This is a genomic window from Erythrobacter sp. HA7-11, from assembly GCF_055693605.1.
The window spans coordinates 463803-483092 of sequence record NZ_JBVFUF010000002.1 but is presented as its reverse complement, the minus strand read 5'-3'; the positions used below and the strand labels follow the sequence as shown (position 1 = coordinate 483092).

Sequence of the window (19290 nt, the reverse complement as noted above, 5' to 3'; positions counted from 1 at the left end):
GCACGATGACAAAACAAAAATCCGATGCCGCCAAAAATTTCCAGAAGCCTGCGCACTGGACGAATGAGCCAGCGCCAAAGCCGAAAGCGGTCGATCCGCTCAAGGATGAGCCGCGCGAGCTCTCTCCCACCCGCTATGGCGACTGGGAAGGCAAAGGCATCGCCTGGGATTTCTAGAGGGCTTTGAATTTCACCTTCAGCCCATCCTTGGGCTGCGGAATAGGCCATGCCTGCCAATCCGGATCATATCCCTCGTCGACCACAATCTCGTAGCGCTGCAGGAGCTGCGCCATCAGCACCTTCACCTGCATGTACGCAAAGTGCAGGCCTAGGCACATGTGCGCGCCGCCGCCAAATGGCACCCAGGCATACTTGTGGCGCGCTTTTACCCTGTCAGGCGTGAAGCGCATTGGATCGAAGGTGAAGGGATCATCCCAATAGTCCTCTGAATGGTGCGTCCAATATATATTGATACCGCACGGCGTGCCAGCCGGAATGTGATAGCCGCCAAACTCGAAGCTCTTCAGAGCGCGGCGCGGCATTGAAGGCACAGGCGGGACCATCCGCAGCGATTCCTTGAACGCCATTTCAGTGAGCTCAAGCTTGCCCATATCGTCATACTCAAGCGGACGGGGCTGGCCATCGCCATCCGGACCGCCCGTCACTGCCATAATCTCTTCGCGGATCTTGGTTTGCCATTCGGGATGCTTGGCGAGCAGGTAGATGAGCGAGGTCGCGCTCGAGGTGATCGTGTCGTGCGCCGCCATCATCAGGAAGTTCATGTGGTCGACCACTTGATCGACCGGCAATAGCGAACCGTCCTCGCGGGTCGCTGTCGCGAACTGACTGAACATGTCCTGCCCGCCGCCTTGCTCGCGGCGCTTATGGGTCTCGGCAGTAAAATAGTCGACCAGAAAAGCGCGGCCATCTACGCCCTTCTTCATCTGCGTAAAGGGCAGCGGCTTGCGAACCGGAGCGACTGAAGCCTGCACCATATCGACAAAGGCTTCGTTGATCTTATCCGCCTCCGAGCCCCACGGAATGCCGATAAAGCTGTCAGCAGCCAGATCGAGGGTGAGCTGCTTGATCGCTGGATAAAACTTCATCCCGCCTTCCCAACCGGCGACTTCTTTGGCGATGCCGCGATTGAGAGCACCAGAATAGTGCCGCATAGGCCCGGGCTTGAACGCGATCGAGAGCGCACGGCGGTCAATCCGATGATGATCGAAATCCATCAACATCAACCCGCGCGGGAACAATTGATCGAGCACCGGGCCCCAGCCTTGCTCGCTGGAAAAGATCTTGTCCTTGTTGAACAGCACCAGCTCATTAGCTTCGGCCCCGATCATGGCGACATTCCATCCGCCAAAGGCTTTTGTCTTGTAGACCCGGCCATAGGTCTCAACCATGCGCTTGGTAAAAGCGTGAGGATCAGCCAGCATCTTGAAAGTGTTGCCAACAACCGGCCAGCCGCCTTCGCCGGGGATGTGAGCCAGATCAGCCGGTGTGGGGTTGCCTTCCGTCCAATGGGTCGGCGGCGTTGGTTCTGAATTAGACGCTGCGTGCGTGGGTGTAGCGACACTCGCCATGGGGATTAGCACCTCAAATCAGGTTCGAAATAACAACTGACATCACTGTAAGCAGCAGAGGTTACCAAATCCAGTGTGAAACCACACTTGGCCCTAAACCCAGCCGGAAAGTTCCTGACCGATCAGGTTTTCGAGCAATTGGACACCCGCATCGCTTACGTTGAGACAATCGAGCACCGCATACTCGGTTCCGCCTGCCTCTTCGAAGATTTCCGCACCCTCAAGCGCCAGTTCTTCGAGTGTTTCAACACAATCTGCGGAGAAGCCTGGCGCCACCACTGCAACCTTCTTTGTGCCCGATTGGCCCTCTTTGGTCAGCGTGTCGTCGGTTGCTGGCTCAAGCCATTGAGCGGGGCCAAAGCGCGACTGAAAGCTTGTTTCAAAGCGCATGCCCTCAAATTGCGGCAAGATTTCGAGCCGCTCGCGCAGCAGACGCGCGGTCTTGTGACAATGGCAGTGATAGGGATCGCCTAGCTCCAGCGTGCGCTGCGGCATTCCGTGGAAGGACAGCAGCAGCAATTCCGGCTTGAAACTCAGCGTATCGATCTGGCGCGAAATATCGCTCGCCAGCGCATCGAGATAGGCAGCATTGTCATGGTAAGGCGGCAGGAAACGCAGAGCCGGTTGCCAGCGCATCTGGCCCATCACTCGAGCGACTTCATCAAACACCGTCGCCGTCGTGGCCGCGCAATATTGCGGATAGAGCGGCGCGATGAGAATGCGGTCGCAGCCCGCTTCGGTGAGCTTGGTCAGGCGCTCCTCGATCGATGGAGAGCCATATCGCATCGCATAGTCGACAACGACATTCTCGCCCATTTCGCCGCCGATCGCCTCTGCCTGGCGAGCGGTAATATCGGCCAAGGGTGATCCACGTTCGGTCCAGACCTTCGAATAGGCCTCGGCGCTCTTCTTGGGCCGCGTATTCAGAATGACGCCGCGCAACAATGGCTGCCAGATCAGCTTTGGTATCTCAATGACGCGGGGATCGGACAGAAACTGCTTCAGATACGTCCTAACCGCTCCGGGCGTCGGCGCATCGGGCGTGCCGAGATTGACCAGCAACACCCCGATCGATCCGCTCGCAACCGGCGGATGATCGTTGGGCAAGAGCTGTTTTTGCCAAGTCATGGCCGCTCAACGACCGCGAGAGGGGAAAGGTCCATCATAATCCCCCTGAAAGTAGGGGCAGGCGGCGCAGTCTCAAGCCTGTGGCGGAATATAAGGCATTGGCGATTGCGGGAGCGGCAACCGCCACGCCTAATTCACCCGGGTCGGCATGGGCCGCTTCATTAGCGATGAATTCAACCTCGATCTCGGGACAATCTGACAAGCTCGGCAGCCCAAGCTCGCTGTAATCCAGCGCGGTTGGCAAGCCACCCCGGTAACGGACCGCATTGCCCAGCGCGAGGCTTAGCCCGAAAACGAGGCCGCCTTCGATTTGCTGGCGGGCAATGTCGACATTGATGATCCGCCCGATGTCGACAGCGGCAGAGAGTTTGGTGACGCGCACTCCGCCCTCGCTTTGGCGGGCGGTGGCCACACAGGCGATCCGTCCGCCAGTCGCCGCATCGCCAATCCGGTGGCAAGCGAGGCCTTGTCCACTTTGGTCGAGACCTCCGCCCCACTCAGCCATTTGCGCCGCGAGTTGCAGGCATGCTGCAAGGCGCACATCATCGCCCAGCATTGCCATCCGGAAAGACAATGGCTCACGCGAGTTTTCGGCGGCGATTTCGTCAATCAGGCTTTCTGTTGCGAATGCGGTGTAACTGTGGGCGTTTCCGCGCATTCGCCCAACCGGAAGCCCGATCTCAACCGGCACGTGGTCAACCACCACGCTAGGAATGGCATAGGCTGGAACCGCGCCTACACAGGCCATTTCGTCCTTTTCCCCGTTGCTTTCGCGGATCGCGGCATTGGGCGTCAGATTGTCGAACAGGCGTTTACCGAATTCGATATTGGCTGGCGGGCACGCAATGCGGCTGCGCAGCGCATCAATCCGCCCTTCGCCATCGGTAGAGAGCTTTGCTCCGATAAGCACATAGGCTGGCGTACGCGGACGCGACTGGAGCATCTCTTCGCGGCGCGACCAGATAAGCTGCACGGGCCGCTTGTGGCTTTCGGCAAATTCGCGCGCGATCAGCGCCGCTTCAATCGCATGATCTTTCTCTAGCCGCCGGTCAAAACTGCCACCTGCTGGCATCGGATAAAGCACCACGTCTTCTGGATCGACATCGATGGCCTTTGCCGCGGCGAGTCTTGCCCGCTCGGGTGCCTGACAGGCTATCCAAAGCTCCAACCGACCGTCCTCGAACCGAGCGGTTGCACAGGCAGTTTCGATCGGAGCTGGCTGGGCTGGTTCAACTTCATAACGGCGCGCAATATCGACCCGATCGAACGCTTCTGCGCCAAAGCCCGTCTCCGCAACACGGAAGAAATCGCCCCCGTCGGCCATGGTGCTGAGCCGCGCATCAATGTCGTCGCTATCGACGGGCGGCTGGGTTTTGAATTGCGGGCGCAACGCGGACAGAGCCCGCTCTGCCTGCCACCAGTTTTCAGCGATAGCAGCAATCCAGCGCTTGCCTTCGATCACGCTGAGCGCTCCGCGCGGGCGGCCTCGCTCAAATCCAGTCAGGGTTGAGTTGTCGACCGGTCCATGCCGGATCGCGGCATAGGCAAGGCCCGGCAGACGCACATCACCAGCGAACTGATAGCTCCCATCGACTTTGGAAGGCAGATCAAGGCGCGGATATCCGAGCGGCGCATCACCTTCACCCGGAAGCGGGCGCTCACCCGGTTTTTGCGGCAGCAGTGGCGGCGGATCGACCGGATCGAGCTCGACCGCGTCGGAAGCCAGTTCGCCGAAGGAGAAGCGTTTGTCGCCATAGCGCACGAAGCCGCTGTCGACCTCGCATTGCTCCCATGCAACATCCCACCGTGCGGCAGCCGCCTGTGCCAACATCGAACGAACTGATGCAGCGGCAAACCGGCACGGATCTTCAAACGCTTCGACCGCAGTCCCGTCAGCAGTGATCGAAAAGCGGCTGTCCTGAGCAAAGCGGGTGGCGAGCAGTTCGTCGCTGCTTTCGGCAAAACCTTGGCCAAACCCGCCCCAAAGCGCCGCCCAATCGCGCGCTAATGGGACATTGGCATAAGCGCCGCTTACCGGTGCGGGTTCAACCGCAATTTGCCGCCAGTCTGCGCCCAATTCCTGAGCGATTATTTGCGGCAGCAAAGTCGTGACCCCCTGCCCCATTTCAAGCTGAGGGACGGCAACGGTAACAACCCCATCTTCGGCTATTTTGAGCCAAGCATCGAAAACATGCTCACCCTTCGCTGCGGTCAGCGGATTGGGAAACGTGCGCGGGAACAGCCACCACGCTGCAACCAGTCCGCCGCCGACAGCCGCGCCTGCGAGCAAGCCCCTGCGAGAGATGGCGGTGGGCGGCGAAGTCATGAGCTAGCCAGCCTCGTTCTCAAGCCAGACAGCAAGCTTTTTGGCCACGGTGCGAAAGGCTTCGCCGTCAGGACCTTCCTGCGTCGCAACAGGATTACCCGCATCGCCCGCCTCGCGGATTGGCATGCTCAGAGGAATGCGGCCAAGAAACGGAATGTCGAGCCGCTCGGCAAGCTGCTCAAATCCGCCCTTACCGAACGGATCGCTCACTTCGCCGCAATGCGGGCATGCATAGCCCGCCATATTTTCTACCAGACCGATGATCGGCACCTTGCCGGTTTCAAACAACTGGCCGGCGCGCGCCGCATCGATCAGCGCAAGATCCTGCGGTGTCGAGACCAGAACCGCGCCATCGGGCTTGTGCTTTTGCAACATGGAGATTTGCACATCGCCTGTGCCCGGCGGCAAATCAATCAGCAGCAGCTCAGTATCGCCCCAATCGCCCTCGACGAGTTGCGACAGCGCACCGCCCGCCATTGGCCCGCGCCACGCAAGCGCCTGCGCAGGTTTGGCAAGGTTGCCCATCGAGAGCATCTTAACGCCATGTGGACTTTCCAACGGGATCAGCTTGTCATCTCGCGCAACCGGCTTCTTCCCCTCGGTTGCGAGCAATTTCTGCTGTGAAGGACCGTAAATATCTGCGTCGACAACGCCAACCTTGCGGCCAAGGCGCGCGAGCGCAATCGCAAGATTGGTCGTCAGGGTGGATTTGCCGACCCCGCCTTTGCCTGAACCGATCGCGATGACCTTGCGCTTCACCCGCTCTCCCATGAAGGCGGTGCGGACCTCGCTGACGCCGTCAAGGGGGCTTAGAGCGCCGTCGATCTTATCTTCAGCATCGGCTCGCTCGCCAGCGGACAGGCCGGTCGCTTCGACCACCACGACCGCGCGGTACCGGCAACCATGCGAGCGGATGTCACACGCGCAGCAATGTTTTCGCCTACGCTTTCGCGTAGCGCGGCCATCAAACGCGCTTCGTCGTCGGGAGTTGCCTTTTCCTCAACCATTGGCAAGCGCCTCTAGCATCAAAATCGCCCTCGTAATCCCTGTTTTTCAATTACAGCGGTTTGGGGTCTGTTTTTCGCGGAACGGCACCCTATAAAAGACACATGAGACTTTTTGACGGTTTGAGACAACGTTTCGGCTCCGCTGGCGCACTTGCGATGGCGGGTAAAAAGAACCCTTGGGGTAATGGCGGTGGAAAGCCAACCGGAGACGGTGACGGCGGAAAGGAATCCGGTCCGCGTAACCCTTGGCTCCCAGGCGGGGGTGGAGGCGACGACAAGCGCCGTTCGGCCAGCATCGAGGACATCTTCAGAAACCGTGGTCCCGAAGGTCCGCGCCGCAGCGGCGGCGGCCCGGGCGGCCCCGGCCTTCGTTTGCCCGAGCGTCCCGGAGGCAAAAGCTGGATGCCGGTCATTATTGGCGGCGTCGTCCTGCTCTGGCTCGGCCTTACGAGTGTTCACTTCGTGCAACCACGCGAGCAAGGAATTGTGAGTTGGTTCGGAGCAAAATACTCTGACACGCTCAATCCCGGAACGGGCTTTTCACTTCCGTGGCCGATCCAGCAGGTCGAGGTTGAGAATGTGAGCCAGATCCGTTCGGAAACTGTGCCGGATGGAAGCGGAGAAAAGTTGATTTTGACCGGCGACCAAAACCTTGTCGATCTGTCTTACGTCATTCGGTGGAATATCTCGAACCTCGCTCTGTTCAATTACCAGCTCGAAGACCCGCGTGACACCCTACTAGAAGTGGGCGAGTCAGCGATGCGGGCTGCGGTTGCCAAGCAAGATCTCGACACGGTTTTGACAGGTGCTGGACGAGCCGAGATCGAGCAAGACGTTCGTGCGCGGATGCAAGCCCGGCTCGATGCCTACAGATCAGGCATTGCGGTGCAGGGTATCGAAATCGACAAGACGGATCCGCCAAGCCGCGTTGAAGAAGCGTTCAAGGACGTTTCCTCGGCGCAACAGGACGCTGATGCCGCGATGAACCGCGCGCGCGCAGTCGCCGAGCAGGCGCTTGCCCGTGCACAGGGTGACGCTGCCGAGTTCAATAATATTTATGAACAATATCGCCTCGCGCCGGAGGTTACGCGTCGCCGGCTCTATTACGAGACAATGGAAAGCGTGCTTTCGAAAACTGATAAGACCATCATCGGCGCAGACGGCGTTCAGCCTTACCTGCCGCTCAACGAACTGCAACGCCGACAGGCGCAACCACCGGCTGCAACGCCAGCGCCGGCTCAGCGGGGAGGGCAGTAAGCCATGGAAAATCTCTGGGAAAACTACAAACTCGCTTTCATAGCGCTTGGCATTGCAATCGTCGGCGTGCTGAGCAGCGTGATCATTGTGCCGGAAACGCATCAGGCTGTCGTGATCCGCACGGGTGAACCGGTGCGGAAAATCAACGCGTTCAAACCAGATGTGCCATTTGGACAGACAGGTGCTGGTATCGAACTGCGCATTCCGTTTGTCGAAACCGTGCAGATGGTCGACCGCCGCGTACTCGATCTCGACATGGAGCGCACTCAGGTGTTGTCGAACGATCAGCAGCGGCTCCAGGTCGATGCGTATGCGCGTTACCGGATTATCGATCCCGTGCAGATGGTGGAGAGCGCAGGGACCGAAGAGCAGCTTGAGACTCAATTGCTGCCGATCCTGACCTCGGTCCTTCGTCAGGAACTGGGTCGCCGCCCATTCGCTTCGCTGATCAATGCAGAGCGCGGCACTGCGATGACCAACATCACGCGGACGTTCGATGCGCAAACCCGTCAATATGGTGTGCAGGTGCTCGACGTGCGGATCAAAGCGGCTGACCTTCCCGAAGGCCGTCCGCTCGATGCTGCCTTCACGAGGATGGAAACCGACCGTCAGGAAGAAGCAGCGACCATCCGTGCCGCAGGCCAACGCGACGCGCAGATCATTCGTGCAGAAGCTCAGGCAGAAGCAGCGCGTATCTATGCCGAAGCCTATGGCAAAGACCCGGAGTTTTATGACTTTTATCGCGGGATGCAGAGCTATCGTCAGACCTTCCTCCAAGGCGATGGCGAAAGCTCGATGGTCCTGTCGGAAGACAACGAGTATTTCCGGCAGTTTCGCGGGACGCGATGACAAAGCGGATTTTCAGCGCGGTTAAGTCGCTGAATTAAAATACGCTTCCGACGAAGCGCCAATGCGGTCTGACCGACTACATTTGTCGTTCAAACTGCGTTCAGTGCGTCTCGGCCCAAGATACAGGCGTAACTGCTTGGACCGTTTGCCCGAACCAGACGTTGGGCGGCTGAGCGCAAATTAGAGTAAGGAACGAGAGGACGTGAACAAAGTGCGGTACGTTTATGGACTGACAAGCGCACTGCTGGTTGGCGGTGCAACGGTATCTTTGGTGACCGGCCAGCCTGCTGGCGCGCAGGTCGCACAGAACGATGACAGTGTGATGAGCCGCGTGGTTCCGCGCGCTGGCGCTCCAGCCAGCTTCGCAGATCTGACGGCCCAGTTGCAGCCTGCCGTGGTCAACATCGCCACGCGTCAGCGGGTTGAAGTGCAAACGAGAAACCCCTTTCAGGGCACACCATTCGCTGATCTGTTCAACCGTCGCCGTGGTGGCAGCCCTGCACAGCCACAGACACGCGAGGCTCAATCGCTAGGATCGGGCTTTATCATATCGTCAGACGGATTTGTGGTGACCAATAACCATGTCGTCGCGCCTAATGACCGCGCGACGCTGGAAGAAATCACTATCACCATGCCGGATGGCACAGAATACGAGGCTGAGCTGGTCGGTGCAGACGCCGATTCAGACCTCGCAGTGCTCAAAATTCAGTCGAACAATGAATTCCCCTTCGTGAAATTCGGCGACTCAAGCGAAGCTCGCGTGGGTGACTGGGTTGTTGCCATCGGCAACCCCTTTGGCCTTGGCGGAACGGTCACCAGCGGCATCGTTTCGACCGTACTTCGGAACACCGGTCAAGGCGGTGCCTATGATCGCTTCATCCAGACTGATGCCAGTATCAACCGCGGCAATTCGGGCGGGCCATTGTTTGACATGCAAGGCAATGTGATTGGCGTGAACAATGCGATCTTCTCGCCATCGGGCGGCAGTGTCGGCATTGGTTTTGCCATCCCTGCAGAAATCGCAGCCCCGATTGTTGAGCAATTGAGGGCTGGTCAGGAAATTGAGCGCGGTTTCCTTGGCGTGAGCATTCAACCGATCAATGACGATCTTGCCGACTCACTCGGCCTGCCGCGCAATCGCGGCGAGTTTGTTCAGAGCGTGCAGGACGGTCGGGCAGCCGATCAGGCAGGTATCCGGCCTGGCGATATCGTCACCAAGATTGACGGTAAGGATGTGACGAGCGACCAAACTCTATCTTTCCTGGTCGCCAATATCGCACCGGGCACGCGCATTCCGATCGAATTGTTGCGCGATGGCGAGCGTCGTACGGTCAATGCGACCGTTGGCAAACGACCGAGCGCTGAAGAACTGCGCCAAGAGCAAATGTTCGCCCCAGACTCTGAGGAAGAGATGGCGCCGCAGGAATCTGACGGCATCATCGAAGAGAAACTGGGTGTCCAGGTCTTGGAGCTCAATGATCGCATTGCCCGCCAATTGGGCGCTGATCCTGATACGAGCGGCGTGGTTATCGGTGTGGTTGATCCCAATTCCGATGCTGGCCGCAAGGGGCTTCGTCGGGGCGACATCATCTTGTCAGCCAACTACCAAGAGATTGCCTCTATCGCCGACCTTCAGACGCGGATCGCCGCAGCTGAGGCGGAAGGCCGCGATGCACTTCTGCTGCGCATCCAACGCCGCGGTCAGCCACCGCGCTATATTCCAGTGCGGCTGCGCTGACCTCAATACAGGCAAAAAAATGGGCGCTGCGACGTAATCGCGGCGCCCTTTTTTTGGCTAGCTCAACTCATGTCTGGTCAACTGGGACGCTAATCCAATCCGTTCGAGATCTCGCGCACACCGGGATCTTGCCGAGGAGGCGGTGGTGCATCCTGTGACGGTCTCTGCGGTCGCCTTTGTGGCGCAGGATCTGGTGGCAAGTCCTGCCCGGTCGCTTGCTCAAGGAAGTCGTCGCTGGCCGCTGCTGGCGGTTCCTGACCTGACCCTGCTGGTGGAGTCTCACCATCAACCCCAAATGGACTTTCTTCATTCGGATCGCGTCGCCCTGGCTCGACCAGATTGCCTTGCTCATCGATGAAGTAATAGTCATCGGGATCACCGAACAGGAATTCGTCATCCGGCTCGAGCTGCCATTCAGGCAGGTTTAATTCGGTGTCGAACTTCTCGATCGGGCGATCTTTTACGGCATAGCGCATATAGGCAGCGAAGGCTTGCGCCGGGGCTCGACCACCTTGCAGGCCGCTCACGCGCTTCGCATCGTCGCGGCCCATCCATACCCCCGTGGTAATACCAGATGAGAAGCCGATGAAATACCCATCCTTGTTGGAGCTGGTTGTGCCGGTCTTACCGGCAACCGGGCGCCCAATCTGCGCTGCGCGGCCCGTGCCTGTTGCGACCGCCGTTTGCAGCAGATCGGTTATGCCAGCTGCTACGTAGTCGGGCACTAGCATCGTATCGCGCGGCTTCTGATGGGTGTAGATCGTCTCGCCGTTGGCGGTGACGACCTTTGTGATCCCATAAGGTTCGACAGCCTTGCCGCGCGCGGAAACGACCGCGAAGGCACGGGTCATATCGATCAGACGCACTTCTGATGAACCAAGCACCATTGAAGGGAAGGTCGAGATTGGTGTCGTGATGCCAAAGCGGCGGGCCATTGAGGCGACCGTCCCGAACCCGACCTCGTTGCCCAATTGCGCAGCGACTGTGTTGATCGAATAGGCAAAGCTCGCCCGCAAAGTCGTATCGCCAACATTGCGGCCATTGGAGTTGCGCGGGCTCCACCCGTCGATAGTTACCGGCACGTCTTTCACGCCGTCATCGGGTGTGTATCCCGCTTCCAGTGCGGCAAGATAGACGAACAGTTTCCACGATGATCCAGGCTGCCGCATGGCATTGGTTGCGCGGTTGTAATTGGTCTCGACGTAATCCTTGCCACCAACCATTGCGAGCACCGCGCCATCGCGGTCAAGGCTCACCAAAGCGCCCTGGGCGCCTTCTGGCGAATTCGCCTCGATTGAGGCCGTCGCAGCGCGCTGCATACCCACATCAAGCGTGGTCCATACCTCAATCGGCGCGTTGGTTTCTGGTAGCAAAATGTCAAGCTGCGGCAGCGCCCAATCGGTGAAATAGCGCACCGAGTTCTGTCCGCTTTGCTCGCGCAAATTGACCGCACTGACATCGACTGAGGCCTCCGCGCGCGAAATAAAGCCCTGCTCATTCATCAAGCGGAGCACGGTTTGCGCGCGGTCCACCGCGGCCTGCGTATCAGCGGTCGGCGAATAGCGGCTCGGCGCTTTGACGAGGCCTGCGATAATCGAAGCCTCTGCGACACTCAATTCCGTTGCCGGATGGCTGAAGAATTTGCGGCTTGCACTGTCGATGCCGTAAGCGCCGCCGCCGAAATAGACCTTGTTGAGGTACAGCTCCAAGATCTGCTCCTTGGAGAAATTCCATTCCAACGCCATCGCCAGCACGGCTTCACGCGCCTTGCGGTCAACGGTTCGATTGGAATTGAGGAAAATGTTCCGCGCCAACTGCTGAGTTATCGTCGATGTGCCGCCGACCCGCGCGCGAGAACCGGTAATCCCCTCAACGATTGCGCCAGTCAGGCGGATCGGATCAATCCCGTAATGCGAATAATAGCGCCGGTCTTCGACCGCGATCATCGCATTCTTCATATTTTCGGGAATGTCTTCATAAGCGAGCCACTCGCCGAAACTTGGGCCCAGCTCTACGATCTCGCTGCCATCACGCGCGCGGACCAGTATGGTCTGGGCGTTCTGCGTCGCTTTCAGCTGGTAAAAGCTCGGCATCTCCCGCGCCGCCATGCCAACCGCGACTGTGAGGAACAAGACGCCAAGCACTGCTGCGCCGCCGCCCCACAACATAAGGCGCTTCGTCCAGAGCCAAAACCGGGAGCGGGGCTTGCTGGGGTCTGCTGCTTTGCGCTTCGCAGGCTTGCGCTTCTTGGACGAAGCAGCGGCGCGTTCGCTCGCAGCCCGGCGGCTGCCACGCTTACCTTTGTTCTGCAGATTGTCGCCGCGTCTCGACATGAATGGCTCGAATTATCCCCGTTGTAGCATCAGCATCATTTGCGAAAGTTCACGCCTGTGCCCTGCATAGGCGAGTTCTAACCCGGCGTGAACAATCGCCGCAACGGATTGCCTGTGGATTGGAGTTATTCGTCGTCGCGAGCAAAATCGAGACTGGCGGAGTTGATGCAATAGCGCATGCCGCCGGCTTCCGGCGGACCATCAGGAAAGACATGCCCCAAATGTCCGCCGCAAGCAGAACACAGCACCTCCGTGCGGATCATGCCGTGTGAGGTGTCGCGCTTTTCCTCAACCATTTCGCCGTTTGCTGGCTTCGTAAAGGCAGGCCAGCCGCAACCCGAATTGTACTTCGCATCGCTCGAAAACAGCACCGTTCCGCACCCAGCGCAGGTGTACTTACCCTCTTCAAAGTGCTTGTCGTATTTTCCGGTGAAGGCGCGCTCTGTGCCTGCTTCGCGCAGCACATGGAATTGTTCGGGCGTCAGCTTCTCGCGCCATTCTGTATCACTCAAAGTCTTCGGATCATCGGCCATTGTCTAGTCTCCGTTCAATCATTGATATCGAAACGAAAGTGCTGATCCGCAAGGGGAGAGGCGGCATCGTCCAATGGCTTAATCCGATGCCGCCTCCAATTTCAGAAGGCGTATCTTGCCTGGACACGCGCAACCTGCTGGTCACCGCGCGATGTCGACAGAGTGTTGAGTTCTGCCGAGAACGAGAAAGCCTCGCCCGAGTGCAGTTGCGCTTTCAGAGAGGAATACATTCCCATATCGCTGAGACCGGCTAGCGGATCGGCAAACCCCACAGGATTAAGCTCCGGATCGACGCCCAGCGTATCATCCATGATCGGGACAAAACCGATGTCGGATGTGCTGGTCGCAACCGCGCCGGCCTCCACAGAGAACACAGCATTCAACTTCTCACTGAGTTTTGCTGACTTCGATACGACGCCGCCGACATAGCCCGAGAACCCGTCATAGGACCGATCGGGTATGGTGTTCTCGATAAGCCCATTGGCTGTGCCTGATACAAAGCCATCGTGATGCTGACGTGAATAGGCCATTTTGGTCACAACTGACGTATCGAAACCGCCAACGGGCAGCTCGATCGTGTTGTCGAGCCTTACGGTTCGCGCCTTCGACTTCGCATTGGACTCCACCGTTCCGATGAAACTCGCACCTGAGAACCTGCTGGTCCGCTGATCCGCAGTCTGCTCGTGCAAAGCAAGAGACGTGACGAGATTTCCGTTTCGCATCGCGCCATAGATCGAGATGTTTTCCAGATCGTTGTCACGGCTCGTAGCAAACAGGTCATCACGCTTGCGGGCCTTGGACATCAGAGCGCCAGCCATAAAGCTCTCGCCAATTTGAAGGTCAGTGCCGACCGTGGCGATCCATTCACCCTGCTGGAAATCGAGCGTCTCGCCAACAGGAGTGGTGTCCAACCCGACGACCGAGCTTTGCCCGCGGAGTCCATTGATCTGACCATCAATGTAGCTGAAAGCCGAGAGCGAAAGGCCGTTGCCAAACTGCAATCCGGTGTCGCGATAGCCCAGGCCCGAATGCTGGCCGTTAATCGAGAGAGCGAGGCTGTTTGCATCGCCAAGACCGGATGTGGATGGTGACGCATTTTGAAAGCGCGATACGCGCAAGCGCAGCAATTGATTGTTCGCCAGTGCCTGCTCGCCCAGTGCGCTGGTGCGGGCAAATGCCGAGACGTTGCCTTGCTTCACATCGATCATAGTCACAATCGCAAGATCACCGAGCATTCGGTGAGCGTTGCGGGTTGGATGGAACGGATCGTAAAACAGCGTCGTGCTTGGGCACGCGTTGAGCACTAGGCCGTCTGTCAAACAGGCGGTGGTGACATTCTGGAATCCGAACGCTCCGGGGTTATCGATGGCTTGCTTAAACAGACGGTCGGCCCGCACGAAGTAGACCTCTGCATTGCGATCCTGGGCAAAGTTATCGAGGCTCGCTTTCAGCAAATCGTTATGTCGGCCAATCCGCGCGGAAAGCGCATTGAATTGAATCTGCCCGAACGCCTGGCCGTTCAATTCACCTTCTGCCAGGCTGGACCGGATGAGCGGGGTCAACGTGATATCAGGGACCGCAAGCACAAATAGCTGACGCACGCCGCGATCTCTGATGTCATTGAGAGCGCTGATCGTTCCAAACACCAACCCGTTCACGTCGGTAACGCCCGAACGATAGTCATTTCCGCCGATCGAAATCGATGCGAAGTCGCCGGACCGGACGTCGAACGCATTTCTCCAGCGCCATCTGAACCATCCCTCGCGGCGGAGCACCTTGTGATTGCGGAAATGCCGGGACTGGTCGTCCAGTTGCAACGCACCGATCAGTGTTGGAGCTACTGTTCCAAAGGTCACATCGCCAGAATTCAGCAATGTGCTCGCATTTACGATCGCGCCCCCGTGGGCCAGGTTATAGCCATCTCCCGAAACGCTGAACGGGCCGAAAAGCAAGCGGTTCGATTTTTGTGTCCCGCCTTTGATGTAGGCGTTGATATAGTCCGTCCAGATGTAGCCATTACTGAAACGGTCTTTGAAGTAATTGCTGGGTGCAATGTTCTTGCCTTCGCCGCCCCCCACGAATCCAAGCACTTGCTCGAGCGACAAGTTGAAAACCGACAAACCATTGTCGATGCTACTCGCGACACCAAGAACATTCCCGGCATCCGACAGACTATCGCCAAACACATAGAGATCTTCGTTCCCGGTAGGCTCAAAGCTATCATCGTCTTGAGCGGTGGCTGCACCCGCAGCCCCTAATGCAAGCGCGACTGCAAGCGCTCCTGAAGACACGATCCGGTTGTAGTTTTGCCCTCTATTTCCCATCGCTCACTCCCTCCAAAGTAGCTGGTCAAGCTAGATGGCAAAGATGCGCGTGCATTCGTATGCACAAATGAGCAGACACCGCCTTGACCAGTCGAGCCTGAGCAGAGGCCCGATGCTTCCCTCCAAATGCGCAACGAAATGTCGCGTAAACAACGAGCTACGCAATCACATGTTAACTGACAAGGCTGTTAATAACGATTTCTTCGCCTTAGCCCGAAATCAAGGCAGACCGTGCTCAGCCATCGACCAGCGCATAATGCGCAGGCGGCTTGATCACGTCCATGCGCTCTGTGAGGAGTGGGCGGAAACTTGGGCGGCTTTTGAAGACAGCATACCAGCCGCGTGTCTGCTCATGCCCATTCCAATCGATCCCGCCGAGATAGTCAGCGACGGATATTTGCGCGAGCCGCAGCCAGGTCAGCCATGCTCATGGTCGATCCGGCGAGCCATGGGCGATTGTCGATCAGCCAGTCCATGTAGTCGAGGTGGCCATGCGCCATCTTCATGGCCTGGCGCAGCACTTTGCTATCGGGTGGCTGGCGCAGGATTATCCGCTTCTTCATACGCTCATTGAGCAGCGGAGCTGTAACGTCAGTGTAAAAGTTCTCGTCGAACAGAGCGACCAGGCGACGGATCTCCGCACGGCCCGTTGCCGTGCCGTTGATCATCGGAGAGGTGTCGACAGTCTCTTCGAAATATTCCGCGATCGCGCGGCTATCCGAAATGACAATCTCGCGCTCTTCATTCACCAACACTGGCGTTCGTCCGTACCGGATTGAGGTTGAAGAACATATCCGATGCTGCCCAAGGGTCTTCGCGCACCAATTCATAGGCGATATTCTTCTCGCCCATGAGCAACCGTATCTTGCGGCTAAAGGGGCACAGCGGGAATTGGTGGAGGCGAAACATCGTGTCTCGATCCATGCCTGACCGGCGCGTCTGCGTCTACACAGATTGAGCGTTGGTTTGTGAATTTTTACGCGCGCTAGCGCAGCTCGGATTGCTCGACCGCAGCCTTCATCCGATCGGCCATTTCACGCAGAGCCGGCAGCATCGCCTCAAACCCTTGCGCCATGCTGCTCATCGCGCTCATTGCCTCGGGCAAGCGCTCTGAGACTTCGGCAGGCAAGTCTTCGGCCTCAGGCGCGAGATCGACAATGCGCGCATCGGGATCAATGTCCGGACCTTCGCCGCCACTCGCCTGATCGAGCGCTTCCACCATCGGGCCGATTGGGAGTTCTAGAAATGCTCCCATCAAGGCCGCTGCCATTGTCGCGGCCTGGTCTTGAAACAGCGGATCGGACAGTTTCTCGGTCATTTCTGACAGCGAGGACTCGGCTGGCTCTGGCTCCGCGTCCTGCGCCAATGCGATAGAGGGTGAGACGAGCGCCAGTGACGCAGCGGCAACAACGGAGAGAGCACGCATAGCTGATCCTTTCAGATTTTTGGGTTGGTGCTGATTTAGTTCACCTTCAATGACCCGAAGCTGAATAAGGGCCGCTGGACACTCAAATGCCCGAAGTTTCCAGCATCAGCAGGCAAGCGGGCATGACTTTGCCCACTTCCCCGGCATCCCAAAGCCTTTGTGCCTCGGTGGAGACAAGTTGCGACACACCGTCGCGGTTTAGGCCAGTGTCGTCCATCAGCCCTGCGAGGGAACGAACGAAGAATTCGCGGCCTCTCGTCCCAAGCTCTGGCCACTTCCTTGCCTCGGCGTTCCCGTTTGCCTGGCCATGCGCCACCATTGCAAAAGCCGCTGAGCAGCGCAGAACTGCGCGATTTTGGCTGCTCAATGTGACATCAGCAGCGTTTTGCTCCGGAGAAGTCGCAACGGTGTCAGCAGTGGCGCCTTGGGCAAGAGCGAGCGCGGCCAGGAACGAAAATGAGATCATGTCGGTTGCCTATAGCAATCAATCTGAACGCCATGCTACCACGCAGGCACATTCTGGAAGAGGAGATACCCCTAGAAATGCTGAACCATATCATGATCGGTTCGAACGACATTGAGCGTTCCAAGAAGTTTTACAACGCTGTGCTCGGCGTGCTGGGCGCAGGCGAGCCGATGGCGCATGTCAACGATACCGGGCAGACACGCCTATTCTACATCCATGACGGCGACACCTTCTCCATCAGTGAGCCGATCAATGGCGAGCCAGCGCTTCCCTCCAACGGCTTCACTATCGGCTTCAAATGCAATTCGATGGAGCAGGTTCAGGAATTGCATGATGTCGCTGTCGCCAATGGCGGCACGTCAATTGAAGACCCTCCTGGCCCGCGCGAAGGCAGCATGGGAGTGATGAACCTGTGCTATTTCACGGATCCTGACGGCCACAAGGTTTGCGGCATCCATCGGCCTTGATTGAATTAGATTGACCGTGCCACCCGCTCCCTCCGCCCTTCCACCCGGATCGTAACCCGATGTGATAATCCGGGTGGAAGGGCGGAGGGAGCGGGTGGCTACGGCAAACAGCTAGAGACGCCTCAATTGAAACACAGCGAATTCGGCGCGCCAGTTAGCTGCTGTCGCGCCGATTTCCTTTTCGCGCGCAAAAAACCAGCTGCGCTCAATCTGTGCGCCCTTCACGCGAGCAAGCTCACGGAAGTCGTCCACTGTCACATGATGGATATTCTGCGTTTCATACCAACTCACCGGCAACGCCCGTGTGACCGGCATCCGCCCACCCAGCATCAATGCCGTGCGCGTTCGCCAATGGGCAAAGTTCGGAAAACTGACAAAGGCCTTTTTGCCCACGCGCAGCAATTCATCGAGCAGCAAGTCCGGACGCGCGGCGGTCTGCAAGGTCTGGCTCAGAATGGCGTAATCGAACGCTTTGTCCGGGTAATTGGCAAGGTCGCCATCGGCGTCGCCCTGCACAACAGAAAGACCGCGCGCGACACAGCGTTCGACCAGTTCCGCGTTGAGTTCCAGACCGCGCGCATCCACGCCCGACTTGAACTCTAACTCGGCCATCAACGCGCCGTCGCCGCAGCCTATGTCAAGAACACGGCTGCCCGATTCTACATGCGCTGCAATCGCTGCAAGGTCAGGGCGCAAGGTCATTCGACAAATCCCCTCACAACCCGATTAAGCTGCGCGTGCTCCAACAGGAAGCTATCATGGCCATTGGGCGCAGATAGCTCGACGAAGCTGACTTTTGCTCCCGCCGCGTTGAGCGCATGAACGATGTGGCGGCTCTCCGCTGTCCGATAGAGCCAATCCGTGTCGAAGCTCACAAGGCAAAAACGAGATTGCGTTCCCGCGAAAGCATCGGCCAGTTTGCCGCCATGCTCCTCTGCAAGGTCGAAATAATCCATCGCCCGAGTGATATAGAGATAGGAATTGGCATCAAAGCGCTGCGTAAAGCCGCTGCCCTGATAACGCAGATAGCTCTCCACCTGAAAGTCGGCATCGAAGCCAAAGCTCTTGGATGTCCGATCCTGCAATCGCCGACCAAACTTTTCGGTCAGCCCTTCCTCTGAAAGATAGGTGATGTGAGCAGCCATACGGGCCACCGCCAAGCCGTTATCGGGGGAAGTGCCGCTCGCGTAATATTCGCCACCCTTCCAAGCCGGGTCAGCCATGATTGCCTGCCGGCCAACCTCGTGAAAGGCGATATTCTGCGCAGAATGCCGCGCTGTCGAGGCGATCACGAGCACACGCTCAGCCCGGTCCGGCCAATTAGCTGCAAGACTCAGCGCCTGCATCCCGCCCATCGACCCGCCGACCACAGTGTGCAGCCGCTCAATTCCCAACCCATCGAGCAACGCCACCAGCCCTCGAACCATGTCGCGGATGGTAATGACCGGAAAGCGCATGCCATAAGGCTTGCCATCACTCGCCTCGCTCTGCGGTCCTGTCGAGCCCATGCAGCTGCCGATCACATTGGCGCAAATGACATGAAAACGATCGGTGTCGATCGGCTTGCCCGGACCAACCATTCTTTCCCACCAACCCGGCTTGCCTGTGACAGGATGCGTGCTGGCAACATACTGGTCCCCCGTCAGCGCATGGCAGACAAGGATCACATTCGACTTGTCCGCGGCCAGTTCGCCATAGCTCTCATATGCGATTTGCACGTCGCTAAGCGCTCGCCCGCTGTCGAGCGGCAAATCCTGCGCAAGTTCATAGGCCTGAGAGGCGGCGGAGCTATTCATCGGGCTGCGGGGATTGGGCGAGCGCGCCGCAAGTGTCAACGGGGCGTCAATT

At 58.3% G+C, this 19290-nt stretch carries 16 protein-coding genes and 1 pseudogene; 5 read left to right on the top strand and 12 right to left on the bottom strand.

Going from position 1 to position 19290, the window contains the following annotated elements:
• Nucleotides 1-5 precede the first annotated feature (5 nt).
• A complete protein-coding gene (locus tag ACZ1GU_RS02605; RefSeq protein ID WP_472646567.1) occupies nucleotides 6-176 on the top strand; it encodes a DUF1674 domain-containing protein in 171 nt (56 codons plus the stop codon).
• Here the strand turns inward: ACZ1GU_RS02605 and ACZ1GU_RS02600 are convergent.
• The 4 genes from ACZ1GU_RS02600 to ACZ1GU_RS02585 all read right to left on the bottom strand — a co-directional run bounded on the left by ACZ1GU_RS02600 (nucleotide 173) and on the right by ACZ1GU_RS02585 (nucleotide 5921).
• Nucleotides 173-1588, bottom strand: a complete 1416-nt coding sequence (locus ACZ1GU_RS02600; protein WP_472646566.1) for a cytochrome P450 — start codon at nucleotides 1586-1588, stop codon at nucleotides 173-175. The two genes, ACZ1GU_RS02605 and ACZ1GU_RS02600, sit on opposite strands and share 4 nt — an antisense overlap.
• 93 nt (nucleotides 1589-1681) lie before the next feature.
• Entirely contained in the window at nucleotides 1682-2716 is a 1035-nt protein-coding gene (hemH, locus tag ACZ1GU_RS02595) for a ferrochelatase (RefSeq protein WP_472646565.1), read from the bottom strand.
• 34 nt (nucleotides 2717-2750) lie between these two features.
• Nucleotides 2751-5042: a xanthine dehydrogenase family protein molybdopterin-binding subunit gene (locus ACZ1GU_RS02590; RefSeq protein ID WP_472646564.1), complete on the bottom strand. Its 2292-nt coding sequence runs from the start codon at nucleotides 5040-5042 to the stop codon at nucleotides 2751-2753.
• Between the two features lie 3 nt (nucleotides 5043-5045).
• Nucleotides 5046-5921 (bottom strand): Mrp/NBP35 family ATP-binding protein, encoded by an 876-nt coding sequence (locus tag ACZ1GU_RS02585; protein WP_472646563.1) that lies wholly within the window; start codon nucleotides 5919-5921, stop codon nucleotides 5046-5048.
• 230 nt (nucleotides 5922-6151) lie between these two features.
• Between ACZ1GU_RS02585 and hflK the strand changes: the two genes are divergently transcribed.
• From hflK to ACZ1GU_RS02570, 3 genes are all read left to right on the top strand, one after another.
• On the top strand, nucleotides 6152-7306 hold the full coding sequence (gene hflK / locus ACZ1GU_RS02580) for a protease modulator HflK (RefSeq protein WP_472646562.1): 1155 nt from the start codon (nucleotides 6152-6154) through the stop codon (nucleotides 7304-7306).
• 3 nt (nucleotides 7307-7309) lie between these two features.
• Nucleotides 7310-8155: a protease modulator HflC gene (gene hflC, locus ACZ1GU_RS02575; protein ID WP_472646561.1), complete on the top strand. Its 846-nt coding sequence runs from the start codon at nucleotides 7310-7312 to the stop codon at nucleotides 8153-8155.
• A gap of 202 nt (nucleotides 8156-8357) precedes the next feature.
• Nucleotides 8358-9893: a Do family serine endopeptidase gene (locus tag ACZ1GU_RS02570; protein ID WP_472646560.1), complete on the top strand. Its 1536-nt coding sequence runs from the start codon at nucleotides 8358-8360 to the stop codon at nucleotides 9891-9893.
• Between the two features lie 89 nt (nucleotides 9894-9982).
• On the opposite strand, the gene ACZ1GU_RS02565 is transcribed toward ACZ1GU_RS02570, so the two are convergent.
• The 6 genes and pseudogenes from ACZ1GU_RS02565 to ACZ1GU_RS02540 form a co-directional block, all read right to left on the bottom strand.
• Nucleotides 9983-12226, bottom strand: coding sequence for a PBP1A family penicillin-binding protein (locus tag ACZ1GU_RS02565; protein WP_472646559.1), 2244 nt, complete (start codon nucleotides 12224-12226; stop codon nucleotides 9983-9985).
• Nucleotides 12227-12351: 125 nt separating this feature from the next.
• Entirely contained in the window at nucleotides 12352-12759 is a 408-nt protein-coding gene (gene msrB / locus ACZ1GU_RS02560; RefSeq protein WP_472646558.1) for a peptide-methionine (R)-S-oxide reductase MsrB, read from the bottom strand.
• Nucleotides 12760-12860: 101 nt separating this feature from the next.
• On the bottom strand, nucleotides 12861-15083 hold the full coding sequence (locus tag ACZ1GU_RS02555) for an SGNH/GDSL hydrolase family protein (protein ID WP_472646557.1): 2223 nt from the start codon (nucleotides 15081-15083) through the stop codon (nucleotides 12861-12863).
• A gap of 235 nt (nucleotides 15084-15318) precedes the next feature.
• A pseudogene (locus ACZ1GU_RS02550) lies at nucleotides 15319-15992 on the bottom strand (glutathione S-transferase family protein).
• Nucleotides 15993-16068: 76 nt separating this feature from the next.
• Entirely contained in the window at nucleotides 16069-16509 is a 441-nt protein-coding gene (locus ACZ1GU_RS02545; protein ID WP_472646556.1) for a hypothetical protein, read from the bottom strand.
• Nucleotides 16510-16591: 82 nt separating this feature from the next.
• Nucleotides 16592-16975 (bottom strand): hypothetical protein, encoded by a 384-nt coding sequence (locus ACZ1GU_RS02540; RefSeq protein WP_472646555.1) that lies wholly within the window; start codon nucleotides 16973-16975, stop codon nucleotides 16592-16594.
• Between the two features lie 77 nt (nucleotides 16976-17052).
• Here ACZ1GU_RS02540 and ACZ1GU_RS02535 point away from each other — a divergent pair, with 77 nt between their 5' ends.
• Nucleotides 17053-17442 carry a VOC family protein gene (locus tag ACZ1GU_RS02535; RefSeq protein ID WP_472646554.1) on the top strand — a complete coding sequence of 130 codons (390 nt, stop codon included), beginning with the start codon at nucleotides 17053-17055 and terminating at the stop codon, nucleotides 17440-17442.
• Nucleotides 17443-17553: 111 nt separating this feature from the next.
• Here the strand turns inward: ACZ1GU_RS02535 and metW are convergent, their stop codons facing one another.
• A complete protein-coding gene (gene metW, locus ACZ1GU_RS02530) occupies nucleotides 17554-18144 on the bottom strand; it encodes a methionine biosynthesis protein MetW (RefSeq protein ID WP_472646553.1) in 591 nt (196 codons plus the stop codon).
• Nucleotides 18141-19238, bottom strand: coding sequence for a homoserine O-acetyltransferase MetX (gene metX / locus ACZ1GU_RS02525; RefSeq protein ID WP_472646552.1), 1098 nt, complete (start codon nucleotides 19236-19238; stop codon nucleotides 18141-18143). The genes metW and metX overlap by 4 nt, the downstream gene beginning before the upstream one ends.
• Between the last annotated feature and the right edge of the window lie 52 nt (nucleotides 19239-19290).

Excerpts from the sequence above, each read along its gene's own strand:
- ACZ1GU_RS02565 (WP_472646559.1), bottom strand. The coding sequence starts at position 12,226 with ATGTCGAGACGCGGCGACAATCTGCAGAACAAAGGTAAGCGTGGCAGC.
- metW (WP_472646553.1), bottom strand. The coding sequence starts at position 18,144 with ATGACCTTGCGCCCTGACCTTGCAGCGATTGCAGCGCATGTAGAATCG.
- ACZ1GU_RS02540 (WP_472646555.1), bottom strand. The coding sequence starts at position 16,975 with ATGATCTCATTTTCGTTCCTGGCCGCGCTCGCTCTTGCCCAAGGCGCC.
- ACZ1GU_RS02600 (WP_472646566.1), bottom strand. The coding sequence starts at position 1,588 with ATGGCGAGTGTCGCTACACCCACGCACGCAGCGTCTAATTCAGAACCA.
- hflK (WP_472646562.1), top strand. The coding sequence starts at position 6,152 with ATGAGACTTTTTGACGGTTTGAGACAACGTTTCGGCTCCGCTGGCGCA.
- ACZ1GU_RS02555 (WP_472646557.1), bottom strand. The coding sequence starts at position 15,083 with ATGGGAAATAGAGGGCAAAACTACAACCGGATCGTGTCTTCAGGAGCG.
- ACZ1GU_RS02590 (WP_472646564.1), bottom strand. The coding sequence starts at position 5,042 with ATGACTTCGCCGCCCACCGCCATCTCTCGCAGGGGCTTGCTCGCAGGC.
- ACZ1GU_RS02535 (WP_472646554.1), top strand. The coding sequence starts at position 17,053 with ATGCTGAACCATATCATGATCGGTTCGAACGACATTGAGCGTTCCAAG.
- hemH (WP_472646565.1), bottom strand. The coding sequence starts at position 2,716 with ATGACTTGGCAAAAACAGCTCTTGCCCAACGATCATCCGCCGGTTGCG.
- hflC (WP_472646561.1), top strand. The coding sequence starts at position 7,310 with ATGGAAAATCTCTGGGAAAACTACAAACTCGCTTTCATAGCGCTTGGC.
- msrB (WP_472646558.1), bottom strand. The coding sequence starts at position 12,759 with ATGGCCGATGATCCGAAGACTTTGAGTGATACAGAATGGCGCGAGAAG.
- metX (WP_472646552.1), bottom strand. The coding sequence starts at position 19,238 with ATGAATAGCTCCGCCGCCTCTCAGGCCTATGAACTTGCGCAGGATTTG.
- ACZ1GU_RS02545 (WP_472646556.1), bottom strand. The coding sequence starts at position 16,509 with ATGCGTGCTCTCTCCGTTGTTGCCGCTGCGTCACTGGCGCTCGTCTCA.
- ACZ1GU_RS02605 (WP_472646567.1), top strand. The coding sequence starts at position 6 with ATGACAAAACAAAAATCCGATGCCGCCAAAAATTTCCAGAAGCCTGCG.